Source organism: Burkholderia sp. BCC1972 (assembly GCF_905339605.1).
GTDB lineage: Bacteria > Pseudomonadota > Gammaproteobacteria > Burkholderiales > Burkholderiaceae > Burkholderia.
In genome coordinates this window covers 31,651-43,707 of sequence record NZ_CAJPGH010000019.1, presented here as the reverse complement: position 1 = coordinate 43,707, position 12,057 = coordinate 31,651, and the positions used below count along the sequence as shown (strand labels likewise).

Below are 12,057 nucleotides of genomic sequence, written 5' to 3'. Positions count from 1 at the left end.
CGGTTTGGCATAGCCGCCAATGCCGCTCCGGCGCCCAAAAACAAAAAGCCCCGCCGAAGCGGGGCTTTTTTACACGAATTATCGCGCCAAGCTTAGACCGGACGGATGTTCGCAGCTTGCAGACCCTTCGGGCCCGTCTTCACTTCGAATTCAACCTTCTGGTTTTCTTGCAGCGTCTTGAAGCCTTCGACGCGGATTTCCGAGAAGTGCGCGAACAGATCGTCGCCGCCGCCTTCCGGGGTGATGAAGCCGAAGCCCTTTGCGTCATTGAACCACTTGACGGTACCGGTTGCCATGTTACTTGTTCCTAAAAAGATAAAACGGGGCCGAAGCCCATGGGGTGCGGAAAATCAAGGAAGGGGTAATAGGACCAACCGGAGTACCGTTGATGGGCGAACTACGAAAGAACCAATTCACTCGCCACTTGAAATCCTGCGAAGTCCTTTATACGGCTAATCGGTCTGATGGTCAACCGTATTCCCATGCTCTCAGGGTTATTGCGGAGATCAGGTTTACAAAGCTTGCAGGCGATGCGAATTTTTTGTAGGGGTCGATCGATTTTGGCGCCACGCCGGAGGTGCAACCGTTAAACTACGCGCCGCGCGGACGGGTTGCCCCGATCGGATGACCCGTCCCCCCAAGAATGCGTGCGCGGTGCTGTCCGAGCCGATCCCGGACCGCAGGCCGACCATGCTTTTTGAGACATAGGAGAGGATGTGAAGAGTTCTATTCAACGGAACATCGGCCCGTTTGCATTGATGCTGACGGGACTGGGTTCGATTATCGGCTCGGGCTGGCTGTTCGGTGCCTGGAAGGCCGCGAAGATCGCCGGTCCGGCGGCGATCTGCGCATGGATCATCGGTGCTGTCGTGATTCTCGCGATTGCCCTGACGTACGCGGAGCTGGGTGCGATGTTCCCCGAGTCGGGCGGCATGGTGCGTTACGCACGCTACTCGCACGGTTCGCTGGTGGGCTTCATCAGCGCATGGGCCAACTGGATCGCGATCGTATCCGTGATTCCGATCGAGGCCGAAGCGTCGATCCAGTACATGAGCACGTGGCCGTATCCGTGGGCGCATGCATTGTTCGTGAACGGCGAGTTGCAGACACTCGGCCTGCTGCTGTCGGCCGTGCTGGTCGTCATCTACTTCATGCTGAACTACTGGGGCGTCAAGGCCTTCGCGCGGGCGAACACGGCGATCACGATCTTCAAGTTCCTGATCCCCGGCCTCACGATCCTCGGCCTGATGCTGACGAGCTTCCATGCGGAAAACCTCGGCACCGCCTCCAATGCGAGCTTCGCGCCGTATGGCTGGTCGGCCGTGCTGACCGCAGTCGCGACGAGCGGCATCGTGTTCGCGTTCAACGGCTTCCAGAGCCCGGTGAACCTGGCCGGTGAAGCGCGCAACCCGTCGCGCAGCGTGCCGTTCGCGGTGATCACGTCGATCCTGCTCGCACTCGTGATCTACGTGCTGCTGCAGATGGCCTACATCGGTTCGGTGAACCCGGCCGACGTCGCGAAGGGCTGGGCGCACTTCAACTTCTCGTCGCCGTTCGCGGAACTCGCGATCGCGCTGAACCTGAACTGGCTGGCGATCCTGCTGTACGTCGACGCGTTCATCAGCCCGAGCGGCACCGGGACGACCTACATGGCGACGACGACCCGCATGATCTACGCGATGGAGCGCAACAACACGATGCCGAAGATGTTCGGCAACGTGCACCCGATCTACGGCGTGCCGCGCCAGGCGATGTGGTTCAACCTGCTCGTGTCGTTCATCTTCCTGTTCTTCTTCCGCGGCTGGAGCTCGCTCGCGGCGGTGATCTCGGTCGCGACGGTGATCTCGTACCTGACCGGCCCGATCAGCCTGATGGCGCTGCGCCGCTCGGCGACCGACATCGAGCGTCCGTTGTCGATTCCGCTGATGAAGCTGATCGCCCCGTTCGCATTCGTGTGCGCATCGCTGATCCTGTACTGGGCGAAGTGGCCGCTGACGGGCGAAATCATCCTGCTGATGATCGTCGCGCTGCCGGTGTACTTCTACTTCCAGGCGAAATCGGGCTGGACCGGCTGGGGTGCCGACCTGAAGGCCGCATGGTGGCTGGTCGCGTACCTGCCGACGATGGCCGTGCTGTCGCTGATCGGCAGCAAGGAATTCGGCGGTCACGGCTACCTGCCGTACGGCTGGGACATGCTGATCGTCGCGGCGATCTCGCTGGTGTTCTACTTCTGGGGTGTGAATACGGGCTACCGGACCCAGTATCTCGACGAGCGCGAGTCGCACGACGAGATCCTCGAAGGGGTCGGTGTCTGACGCCTGACCTGTCGCCGGATTCGGCGGCGGCAGGATGCGGCGAAAAAAAGCCCGTCCGAGCGATGCTCGGGCGGGCTTTTTTGTTTGTGGCCGGCGGTTGCGTCGCGGCTCAGGCGTTGGCGCTCGCGAACACGTAGTTCGTCATCGCGAGCACGCGCTGGTAGGTGCCGAGCGACTGGATGCCGAGCTGGTAGTCGTCGTCCGCCGCACCGAGCGCCGTGAAGACCGGCAGCAGATGCTCGTCGGTCGGATGCATCAGCGCCGCGTGCGGCGCCTGCCGGCGGTAGTCGAGCAGTGCGTCGACATCGCGCGCGGCAAGCTTCGCCTCGAACCAGTCGGTGAATTCCGCGACGCGCGGGTCCGCGTCCTCGGGCGCGGCGCCGAAATCGGCTGCGCGCAGGTTGTGCGTGATCTGGCCCGAACCGATCACCATCACGCCTTCGTCGCGCAGCGGCCGCAGCGCGCGGCCAAGCGCGAAGTGATGCGCCGCATCCGCGCGGGGCTGGATCGACAGCTGGGCCACGGGCACGTCGGCCTCCGGGAACATCAGCAGCATCGGCACCCACGCGCCGTGGTCGAGCCCGTGCTCGGTCGTCGCGGTCGCGATGCCGGCCGCATTCAGCAACGTGGCCGCGCGCGCGGCGACATCGGGCGCGCCCGGCGCCGGATAGCGGATGTCGTACAGCGCCTGCGGGAAACCGTAGAAATCGTGGATCGTTTCCGGATGCGCGGCGACGCTCGCGACCGGCCGTTGCGTGCCCCAGTGCGCGGACAGCATCAGCACAGCGCGCGGGCGCGGCAATTCGGCACCGAGGTGCGTGAACGCGCCGGACGGCAGCGTCGGGTCGATCGGCAGCGTCGGCGCGCCGTGGGACAGGTACAGCGAAGGCAAGCGGTTCATGGTGGTGGCCTGCGAAAAAGGGTTTGCCTGTGACTATAGGCGCGCACCCGAAATTGATAAATCGGCGTTTCTGAATTTGATTGACGCTTGTTTGTTGATAATCGGCGCAACGCGATGCATGACGATGCGGGTAGTCGTCAGTTTGCGTGCAATCGAATGAGCTGCCGTGAAAATCGGCGAAGATGCGCGAAGAAAGGGGCGAAGTAGCGCTTACTGCGCGTGCCGGATGCCGGCCCACGGTGTCGTCTGCGGCGCGCTGAGCGCGAACAGGTCGAGCACGCGCGTGACGGTCTGGTCGACGAGTTCCTCGATCGTCTTCGGCATCGCGTAGAACGCGGGCAGCGGCGGAAAGACGATGCCGCCCATCTCGGTGACGGCGGTCATGTTGCGCAGATGCGCGAGGTTGAACGGCGTTTCGCGCACCATCAGCACGAGACGGCGGCGTTCTTTCAGCGTGACGTCGGCCGCGCGCGTGATCAGGTTGTCGGACAGCCCGTGCGCGACGCTCGCGAGCGTCTTCATCGAGCATGGCGCGATCACCATCCCGTCGGTCGCGAACGAACCCGACGCGATCGTCGCGCCGACGTCGCGCACCGAGTGCACGACGTCCGCACGGCTTTCGACATCGGCCTTCGGCAGCTTCAGCTCGTGCTGGATGTTGAGCCAGCCGGCGTTCGAGATCAGCAGGTGCGTTTCGACGCCGCCCGCGGCGCGCAGCAGGTCGAGCAGCCGGACGCCGTAGATCGCGCCGGTGGCGCCGGTGATCGCGACGATCAGCCGGCGTGGCGGCGCGCTGGGAGATGCCATCGAAAGGGGGGCGGGTTCCGCGTGTTAAGCGGCGGCGAACAGTTGCTGCAGTTCGCCCGACTGGTACATCTCCATCATGATGTCCGAGCCGCCGATGAATTCGCCCTTCACATAGAGCTGCGGGATGGTCGGCCAGTTCGAGAATGCCTTGATGCCCTGGCGGATTTCGTCGTCTTCAAGCACGTTGACCGTCTTGAACTGGTCGACGCCGCAGGCTTTCAGCACCTGCACGGCGCGGCCCGAGAAGCCGCACATCGGGAATTGCGCGTTGCCCTTCATGAAGAGCACGACCTGGTTTTCGTCGACGATTTGCTTGATACGTTGTTGGGTGTCCATGACTGACCTTGCGTTTGCGGGGCGTTAGATCGAAATGATAGCGGATTTCAACCGGGCGGGCCGGGCATCAGCCCGGCAGCCGGCCGCCTGTCGTGCGTTCGATCGCGGCGAGATCGGCGAGCGATTCGACCGCGACGAAGCCGTGCGAGGCGAGGATCGTGCGGACGGCTTCGGCCTGGTCGTAGCCGTGCTCGATCCAGAGCGTGCCGCCCGGTTTCAGATGGATGCCGGCGCCCGCGACGATCGTGCGGATCGCGCTGAGGCCGTCGGCATCGTCAGTGAGTGCGCCGCGCGGCTCGAAACGCAGGTCGCCCTGCGCGAGGTGCGGATCGTGCTGCGCGATGTACGGCGGGTTGCTGACGATCGTGTCGAACACGAGCGTCGGATCGAGCGCCGCGTACCAGTCGCTCTGCAGCCACTGCAGCGGGCCGCCGGGACGGCGTGCGTCGAGCAGCTTGTCCGCGTTGCGTTGCGCGACGGCGAGCGCAGCCGGCGAGCGGTCGAGCGCCCACACGCGCGCATCGGGGCGTTCCGCCGCGATCGACACGGCGATCGCGCCGCTGCCGGTACCGAGATCGAGCACGGCAGCGTGCGGCAGCCCGTCGATCGCATCGAGCGCGGCTTCGACGAGCAGTTCGGTTTCGGGGCGCGGGATCAGCACGTCGGGCGTCACGTCGAACGGGCGGCCGAAGAACTCGCGCATCCCGACCAGTTGCGCGACGGGCTCGCCGGCGACGCGGCGCGCTTCGAGCGCGCGGTAGCGTTCGACCGCGGCCGCGTCGAGCGGCGCATCGCCGCGCGTGATCAGTTGCGTGCGGGTCCAGCCGAGCGCGTGCGCGAGCAGTACGCGCGCATCGACCGCGTCGAGCGGCGACACGCGCAGCAATTCGTCGGCAGTGGTGTCGGGCATCGCGGCCTCAGTCGGCGTCGCCGAGCGACGCCAGCAGCTCGGCCTGATGCTCGCTGACGAGCGCGCCGATCAGTTCGTCGAGATCGCCGTCCATGATCGCCTCGAGCCGGTACAGCGTCAGGTTGATCCGGTGGTCGGTCATCCGGCCTTGCGGGAAGTTGTAGGTGCGGATCCGTTCGGAACGGTCGCCGGAGCCGATCAGGCTCTTGCGCGTCGCGGCTTCCTTCGCATGCTGCTCGTGATACTGCTTGTCCTTGATGCGCGCGGCGAGCACCTTCAGCGCGCGATCCTTGTTCTTGTGCTGCGAACGGTCGTCCTGGCATTCGACGACGATCCCGGTCGGGATGTGCGTGACGCGCACGGCCGAATCGGTCTTGTTGATGTGCTGGCCGCCCGCGCCGGACGCGCGGAACGTGTCGATCCGCAGGTCGGCCGGATTGATCTCGACCTCGCCGATCTCGTCGGCTTCCGGCATCACCGCGACCGTGCACGCGGACGTATGGATGCGCCCCTGCGTCTCGGTCGCCGGCACGCGCTGGACGCGATGGCCGCCCGATTCGAATTTCAGGCGCGAATATGCGCCCTGGCCCGCGATCCGCACGATCACTTCCTTGTAGCCGCCCAGATCCGACGCGCTCTCCGACATCATTTCGACCTGCCAGCGCTGGCGTTCCGCGAAGCGCAGGTACATGCGCAGCAGGTCGCCGGCAAACAGCGCCGATTCATCGCCGCCCGTGCCCGCACGGATTTCGAGGAAGATGTTGCGGTCGTCGTTCGGATCCTTCGGCAGCAGCATCTTCTGCAGCTCGGTCTCGAGGCGCGCCATGCCGTCGCGTGCGCTGCGGATTTCGTCTTCCGCGAAGTCTCGCATTGACGGATCGGCAAGCAGCTCCTGCGCGGCCGTCTCGTCGCTGCGCGACTGGCGCCACAGCGCGTATTGCTCGACGACCGGGCCGAGTTCCGCATGTTCACGCGTCAGTTTGCGGTACTGGTCGAGGTCGGCCGTGACGTTTTCGCGGCTCAGCAGATCGTTCAGTTCGGCCAGCCGTGTGGACAGCTGGTCGAGCTTGCGTTGCATGCTCGTCTTCATGGTGTGGAGCGGCGCTCCCGGGCAAGGGGTATTCGGAAAGGATAGGCCGGTGGCAGGACAACGACCGGCCGGCGGCAGGGCGAGCGGCCGGCGCTAGTGGCCGGACTGGTCGTTCGAGCGCGGCGCGTGCTGGTAGAAGCCGCGCATCAGGTCGATCAGCGAATCGCGATCGGCGCCGTTCACGCGGTTGAGCGCGCTCGTCGGGCCGTGGATCAGCTTGTTGGTCAGCGCCTGCGACAACGCTTCGAGTACGGCGGCCGGATCGTCGCCGCGTGCGAGCAGCTTCTGCGCCTTGTCGACTTCGGCGCGGCGCAGCGCGTCGGCCTGCGTATGCATGTGACGAATCACCGGCACGACGCTGCGCGTGTCGAGCCATTGCATGAAATTCTGCACGCGCGTCTCGATGATCGCTTCGGCCTGCGCAACCGCGGCCTGGCGCGACGCGTTGCCTTCACGCACGATCGCGCCGAGATCGTCGACGGTGTAGAGGAACACGTCCTTCAGCTTGCCGACTTCGGGCTCGATGTCGCGCGGCACCGCGAGGTCGACCATGAAGATCGGGCGGTGGCGGCGTGCCTTCACCGCGCGCTCCACTGCACCGAGGCCGATGATCGGCAGCGTCGACGCCGTGCACGACACGATGATGTCGAATTCGTGCATGCGGGTGGGCAGGTCGGCCAGCGGCATCGCGCGGCCGTTGAAGCGTTCGGCGAGCCGCTGGCCGCGTTCGGCCGTGCGGTTCGCGACGACGAGTTCGCGCGGGCCTTGCGCGGCGAAGTGCGTCGCGCACAGCTCGATCATTTCGCCGGCGCCGATGAACAGCACGCGCTGATCGGACACCTTTTCGAAGATCCGCTGCGCGAGGCGTACCGCGGCGGCGGCCATCGACACCGACTGCGTGCCGATTTCGGTCGTGCCGCGCACTTCCTTCGCGACCGCGAACGTGCGCTGGAACAGCTGGTTCAGATAGGTGCCGAGCGCGCCGGCTTCCGTCGCGGTGCGCACGGCGTCCTTCATCTGGCCCAGGATCTGGGTTTCGCCGAGCACCATCGAATCGAGGCCGGATGCGACGCGGAATGCGTGCCGGACCGCTTCGGACTGCGGCAGCGCGTACACGTGCGGCGCAAGCTCGTCGACCGGAATCCGGTGATACTCCGACAGCCAGCGGACCGCGTCTTCGCGTGCCGCGCGATCGTCGGTCGCGCAATACAGTTCGGTGCGGTTGCAGGTGGAGAGGATCGCCGCTTCAGGCGTATTGGGCGCCTGGGGGCCGAGAAACACATTCTTGAACGTGACGAGAGCCGGCTTGATCTGCTCGAGCGGAAACGCCACGCGTTCGCGCAGGGCGACAGGCGCAGTGTGGTGATTGATTCCGATCGTGAGGAGTTGCATATCAAGGGCTATCGTTTAGCCCCATATTATAGCGTTTCAGCGATTTCCTCACTCGCCGCATACCGGGCATCAGCATGGCGGGGCCGTGAATTTGGGGGCTCGATCGGCACGCGGTCGAGCTGGTAGCCGAAGCCGTAGAGCGGCAGCAACCGGTAGCCGCGCTCCGGAAGCAGCCGCAATTTGCTGCGCAGCCGGGACGCGTGCGTATCGAGCGTGCGCGACTTCATGTCGCGGCGGCGCCCCCATACCGTTTCGAGGATATGGGCGCGCGACACGGGCCGCGACAGGTTCGTGAACAGCAGCTGGGCGAAACGGAACTCCTTGGGCGTCAGGGAAACGATTGCGTCGCCGAAGCGCACGAGATCATGCGTGGCGTCGAATGCATATTCGCCATACATTTCGCGCGAGCGGGTGGGCGGGCGGCGTACGCCGGCGCGCCGGCTCAGCGCGTTGACGCGTGCAAGCAGCTCGGGGCCGCTCACGGGCCGCGCGAGGCAATCGTCGGCGCCCGCGTGCAGGCACGAGACGATTTCGCTTTCGCGCGGCGACTGCATCATGGCGATGGCCGGCAAACCGGGCAGGACTGCCTGCGCGCGCGGAATGACCTCCTGGGCCGGCTGGTCGCCGGCCCAGTGGCCGGTGATCAGCATGTCGCAGGTGTTGTCTGCGGCGAGCCACGCGAAGAATGCGGCGCTGGACGGAAACGCGTGGCACACGTGGCCGCCCGCGAAGAGCAGGCGGTTCAGGAGTGCGACATGACGCGACTCCGGATCGATCAGAGCGATTCGCATGAGAATTTCTTCAATACGGCAGCCGGTGCGCGCTTGCCATAACGTCGAGTCGGCCCCTACACTCGAATGTTCGCGGCACCCGGCTGGTCCCGGGTTCGATGGATGAATCGATGCTAGCCGCTGGTAACGTTCACGCCTATGGGACGAATCTGAATTTATAGAAGGCGTTGAATGAACTGGTTTGGAATCCTTGTCCTGGGAGCGGCCGTCGGGCTGTTCGGCCGCTGGCTGCATCCGATGCGGCGCACGGGCCGGCCGGCATGGTGGATCGCCGTGCTCGCCGGCATCGCTGGCGCGGTCGCCGCCCGCATGGCCGGCAATCTCTCGGGACTGTTTTACGATGGCGAGACGCTCGAATGGCCGGTCTGCACCGGCGTCGCGTTCCTTGCCGTAGCCGTGACGGTCGCGCTGTCGGCCCGTCGCTGAATGCTCTCAGGTGAAATCATGAATGCCCGTCTTCCCGAAGTCTCGCCGGTGCCGGCCCGCCTCGCGCTGCTGCGCGGCGCCATGGCCCGCGAGGATCTGGCCGCCTATCTCGTGCCGTCCGCCGACCCCCACCTGTCCGAATACCTGCCCGAACGCTGGCAGGCGCGCCGCTGGCTGTCGGGCTTCACGGGCTCGGTCGGCACGCTGGTCGTGACCGCGGATTTCGCGGGGCTGTGGGTCGACAGCCGCTACTGGGTGCAGGCCGACGCCGAGCTGGCCGGCACGGGCGTGCAGCTGATGAAGATGACGGGCGGGCAGCAGAGCGCGCCGCACGTCGACTGGCTGGCGCAGAACGTGCCGGCCGGCATGACGGTCGGCGTCGACGGTGCGGTGCTCGGCGTCGCGGCCGCACGCGGGCTGACGGCCGCGCTGAGCACGCGCGGCGTCGCGCTGCGCACCGATCTCGACCTGCTCGACGCGATCTGGCCCGAGCGGCCGGGGCTGCCCGGCGACGCGGTGTTCGAGCACGTGGCGCCGCAGGCCGACACGACGCGCGCGAGCAAGCTGGCCGACGTGCGCCGCGCGATGCACGCGCAGGGCGCGCAGTGGCATTTCGTGTCGACGCTCGACGACCTCGCATGGCTGTTCAACCTGCGCGGCGCCGACGTCAACTTCAATCCCGTGTTCGTTGCGCACGCAATGATCGGCGCCGATCGCGCGACGCTGTTCGTCGCCGACGGCAAGGTGTCGCCGGCACTGGCCGCGTCGCTCGCGCAGGACGGCGTCGACGTCCGTGCCTACGACGACGCGCGCGCGTCGCTCGCCGCGCTGCCCGCCGGCGCGACGCTGCTGGTCGATCCGCGCCGCGTGACGTTCGGCACGCTCGAGGCCGTGCCGGCCGGCGTGACGCTCGTCGAGGCCGTGAATCCGTCGACGTTCGCGAAGTCGCGCAAGACGTCCGCCGAGATCGAGCACGTGCGCGTGACGATGGAGCACGACGGTGCAGCGCTCGCGGAATTCTTCGCTTGGTTCGAACAGGCCGTGAACCGCGAGACGATCACCGAGCTGACGATCGAGGAGAAGCTCACGGCCGCGCGCGCACGGCGCCCCGGCTACGTGTCCGCCAGCTTCGCGACGATTGCCGGCTTCAACGCGAACGGCGCGATGCCGCATTACCATGCGACGCCCGAATCGCACGCGACGATCGCCGGCGATGGCCTGCTGCTGATCGATTCGGGCGGCCAGTACATGACGGGCACGACCGACATCACGCGCGTCGTGCCGGTCGGCACCGTCAGCGACCTGCAGCGGCGCGATTTCACGATCGTGCTGAAATCGATGATGGCGCTGTCGCGCGCACGCTTCCCGCGCGGCATCCGCTCGCCGATGCTCGACGCGATCGCGCGCGCGCCGATGTGGGCGGCCGGGCTCGACTACGGGCACGGCACGGGGCACGGCGTCGGCTACTTCCTGAACGTGCACGAAGGCCCGCAGGTCATCTCGCACTACGCGCCGGCCGAGCCGCACACGGCGATGGAAGAGGGGATGATCACGTCGATCGAGCCGGGCGTGTACCGCCCCGGCCAGTGGGGCATCCGGATCGAGAACCTGGTCGTGAACCGCGCGGCCGGGAAGACGGAATTCGGCGATTTCCTCGCGTTCGAGACGCTGACGCTGTGCCCGATCGACACGCGCTGCGTGCTGATCGAGATGCTGCATGACGAAGAGCGCGCGTGGCTGAACACGTATCACGCGACGGTGCGCGAGCGCGTCGGCCGGCACCTGAGCGGCGATGCGAAGGCGTGGCTCGACGCACGCACGCAGCCGATCTGACGCAACAAGCGATATCGGCCGGACGACGGCCGAACGCCAAAACCGAGGGCAAGCAATGGCGGACACCGCAGTGATCGTGATCGACATGCAGCGCGGGCTGCTGGAGCGGGCGCAGCCCGCTTACCGGCTCGACGACGTCGTGTCGGGCATCAACCGGTTGACGGCGGCGGCGCGCGCGGCGAACGCGCCCGTCTGCTTCGTGCAGCACGACGGCGATGCGGATGACGACGTCGTGCCCGGCACGCCGGGCTGGGAGTTGCATGCGGGGCTGGTCGTCGGCGACGACGACTGGCGCGTGCGCAAGCAGATGAGCGATTCGTTCCACGAAACGCCGCTCGCGGCGCAGCTCGATCGCCACGGCATCCGTTCGGTGCTGATCTGCGGCTACGCGACCGAATTCTGCGTCGATTCGGCTGCACGACGTGCCGCGCTGCTCGGCTACCGGACGACCGTCGTGTCCGACCTGCACACGACGAACGAGCGCACGCACCTGTCGGCCGCGCAGATCGTCGCGCACCACCACTTCATCTGGAACAACAATTCGCTGTCGGGCAACGCGGTGACGCCGCGCCCGCTTGCCGATGTACTCGCGACGGAGTTCGCATGACGATCAAGGCCGTGGTGTTCGATTTCGGCGGCGTGCTGATCGACTGGAGCCCCGAGTATCTTTACCGTGAACTGATTCCCGACGAAGCCGAGCGTCGCTGGTTTCTCACGCACGTGTGCGCGATGGACTGGGTGGTCCGCCAGGACGGCGGGCAGACGATCGACGAAGGCACGGCCGAGCTCGTCGCGAAGTTTCCGGAGCACGAGGCGCTGATCCGTGCCTTCTATGCACGCTGGCACGAGATGATCGGCGGCGTGCTCGAAGAAGGCGCCGCGCTGGTCGACCGGCTGGACGCGCAGGGGATGCCGCTGTTCGGGCTGACGAACTGGTCCGCGCAGACGTTTCCGTATGCGTGGGACAACTTCCCGGTGCTGCGGCGCTTCAAGGACATCGTCGTGTCCGGCCGCGTGAAGCTCGTGAAGCCCGATCCGGCGATCTATCGCGAGATGCATGCGCGGATCGAGCCGCACCTGCCGGGCATCGCGCCGCACGAGCTCGTGTTCATCGACGACAACGCGAAGAATGCGGAGGCCGCGACGGCGCTCGGCTGGCACGGCATTCATCATACGAGCGCGGCGGCAACCGAGGCGCGGTTGCGCGAACTGGGCGCGCTCGCGTAAGCGGCGGGCGAGCGCTCGGGCAAATGAAA

The 12,057-nt window shown here is 66.3% G+C and carries 13 protein-coding genes; 5 read left to right on the top strand and 8 right to left on the bottom strand.

The window, feature by feature from the left end:
- Positions 1 to 92: 92 nt before the first annotated feature.
- On the bottom strand, positions 93 to 296 hold the full coding sequence (locus tag U5798_RS24675) for a cold-shock protein (RefSeq protein ID WP_006477070.1): 204 nt from the start codon (positions 294 to 296) through the stop codon (positions 93 to 95).
- A gap of 420 nt (positions 297 to 716) precedes the next feature.
- Between U5798_RS24675 and U5798_RS24670 the strand changes: the two genes are divergently transcribed.
- Complete coding sequence (locus U5798_RS24670) at positions 717 to 2,315, top strand: APC family permease (protein ID WP_124453200.1); 1,599 nt, start codon at positions 717 to 719, stop codon at positions 2,313 to 2,315.
- Between the two features lie 109 nt (positions 2,316 to 2,424).
- Here U5798_RS24670 and U5798_RS24665 read toward each other — a convergent pair whose 3' ends face one another.
- From U5798_RS24665 to U5798_RS24635, 7 genes are all read right to left on the bottom strand, one after another.
- Complete coding sequence (locus U5798_RS24665) at positions 2,425 to 3,216, bottom strand: DODA-type extradiol aromatic ring-opening family dioxygenase (protein ID WP_124453198.1); 792 nt, start codon at positions 3,214 to 3,216, stop codon at positions 2,425 to 2,427.
- 210 nt (positions 3,217 to 3,426) lie between these two features.
- Entirely contained in the window at positions 3,427 to 4,023 is a 597-nt protein-coding gene (locus U5798_RS24660; RefSeq protein WP_059236411.1) for a UbiX family flavin prenyltransferase, read from the bottom strand.
- Positions 4,024 to 4,047: 24 nt separating this feature from the next.
- Positions 4,048 to 4,359 carry a Grx4 family monothiol glutaredoxin gene (gene grxD, locus U5798_RS24655; RefSeq protein WP_006477066.1) on the bottom strand — a complete coding sequence of 104 codons (312 nt, stop codon included), beginning with the start codon at positions 4,357 to 4,359 and terminating at the stop codon, positions 4,048 to 4,050.
- A 67-nt stretch (positions 4,360 to 4,426) separates the two neighbouring features.
- The gene (prmC, locus tag U5798_RS24650; RefSeq protein ID WP_322083510.1) at positions 4,427 to 5,269 is read right to left on the bottom strand and encodes a peptide chain release factor N(5)-glutamine methyltransferase; all 843 of its coding nucleotides are present in this window, start codon (positions 5,267 to 5,269) and stop codon (positions 4,427 to 4,429) included.
- A 7-nt stretch (positions 5,270 to 5,276) separates the two neighbouring features.
- On the bottom strand, positions 5,277 to 6,359 hold the full coding sequence (gene prfA, locus U5798_RS24645; RefSeq protein ID WP_124453194.1) for a peptide chain release factor 1: 1,083 nt from the start codon (positions 6,357 to 6,359) through the stop codon (positions 5,277 to 5,279).
- A gap of 93 nt (positions 6,360 to 6,452) precedes the next feature.
- On the bottom strand, positions 6,453 to 7,751 hold the full coding sequence (gene hemA / locus U5798_RS24640) for a glutamyl-tRNA reductase (RefSeq protein WP_322083509.1): 1,299 nt from the start codon (positions 7,749 to 7,751) through the stop codon (positions 6,453 to 6,455).
- A 26-nt stretch (positions 7,752 to 7,777) separates the two neighbouring features.
- Positions 7,778 to 8,542: a response regulator transcription factor gene (locus U5798_RS24635; RefSeq protein WP_124453192.1), complete on the bottom strand. Its 765-nt coding sequence runs from the start codon at positions 8,540 to 8,542 to the stop codon at positions 7,778 to 7,780.
- Between the two features lie 171 nt (positions 8,543 to 8,713).
- Between U5798_RS24635 and U5798_RS24630 the strand changes: the two genes are divergently transcribed.
- From U5798_RS24630 to U5798_RS24615, 4 genes are read left to right on the top strand one after another with little or no spacing between them, the layout of a single operon-like run.
- Positions 8,714 to 8,968, top strand: coding sequence for a hypothetical protein (locus U5798_RS24630; RefSeq protein WP_124453190.1), 255 nt, complete (start codon positions 8,714 to 8,716; stop codon positions 8,966 to 8,968).
- Positions 8,969 to 8,986: 18 nt separating this feature from the next.
- Positions 8,987 to 10,801: an aminopeptidase P family protein gene (locus U5798_RS24625; RefSeq protein WP_322083508.1), complete on the top strand. Its 1,815-nt coding sequence runs from the start codon at positions 8,987 to 8,989 to the stop codon at positions 10,799 to 10,801.
- A gap of 55 nt (positions 10,802 to 10,856) precedes the next feature.
- Positions 10,857 to 11,408 (top strand): cysteine hydrolase family protein, encoded by a 552-nt coding sequence (locus U5798_RS24620; RefSeq protein ID WP_322083507.1) that lies wholly within the window; start codon positions 10,857 to 10,859, stop codon positions 11,406 to 11,408.
- Positions 11,405 to 12,028: an HAD family hydrolase gene (locus U5798_RS24615; RefSeq protein ID WP_124453184.1), complete on the top strand. Its 624-nt coding sequence runs from the start codon at positions 11,405 to 11,407 to the stop codon at positions 12,026 to 12,028. Before U5798_RS24620 ends, U5798_RS24615 begins: the two co-directional genes overlap by 4 nt.
- Positions 12,029 to 12,057: the final 29 nt, after the last annotated feature.

What these genes read in the sequence shown, in the direction of transcription:
- U5798_RS24675 (WP_006477070.1), bottom strand. Translation starts at nt 296, where the DNA reads ATGGCAACCGGTACCGTCAAGTGGTTCAATGACGCAAAGGGCTTCGGC.
- U5798_RS24665 (WP_124453198.1), bottom strand. Translation starts at nt 3,216, where the DNA reads ATGAACCGCTTGCCTTCGCTGTACCTGTCCCACGGCGCGCCGACGCTG.
- U5798_RS24660 (WP_059236411.1), bottom strand. Translation starts at nt 4,023, where the DNA reads ATGGCATCTCCCAGCGCGCCGCCACGCCGGCTGATCGTCGCGATCACC.
- grxD (WP_006477066.1), bottom strand. Translation starts at nt 4,359, where the DNA reads ATGGACACCCAACAACGTATCAAGCAAATCGTCGACGAAAACCAGGTC.
- prmC (WP_322083510.1), bottom strand. Translation starts at nt 5,269, where the DNA reads ATGCCCGACACCACTGCCGACGAATTGCTGCGCGTGTCGCCGCTCGAC.
- prfA (WP_124453194.1), bottom strand. Translation starts at nt 6,359, where the DNA reads ATGAAGACGAGCATGCAACGCAAGCTCGACCAGCTGTCCACACGGCTG.
- hemA (WP_322083509.1), bottom strand. Translation starts at nt 7,751, where the DNA reads ATGCAACTCCTCACGATCGGAATCAATCACCACACTGCGCCTGTCGCC.
- U5798_RS24635 (WP_124453192.1), bottom strand. Translation starts at nt 8,542, where the DNA reads ATGCGAATCGCTCTGATCGATCCGGAGTCGCGTCATGTCGCACTCCTG.
- U5798_RS24630 (WP_124453190.1), top strand. Translation starts at nt 8,714, where the DNA reads ATGAACTGGTTTGGAATCCTTGTCCTGGGAGCGGCCGTCGGGCTGTTC.
- U5798_RS24625 (WP_322083508.1), top strand. Translation starts at nt 8,987, where the DNA reads ATGAATGCCCGTCTTCCCGAAGTCTCGCCGGTGCCGGCCCGCCTCGCG.
- U5798_RS24620 (WP_322083507.1), top strand. Translation starts at nt 10,857, where the DNA reads ATGGCGGACACCGCAGTGATCGTGATCGACATGCAGCGCGGGCTGCTG.
- U5798_RS24615 (WP_124453184.1), top strand. Translation starts at nt 11,405, where the DNA reads ATGACGATCAAGGCCGTGGTGTTCGATTTCGGCGGCGTGCTGATCGAC.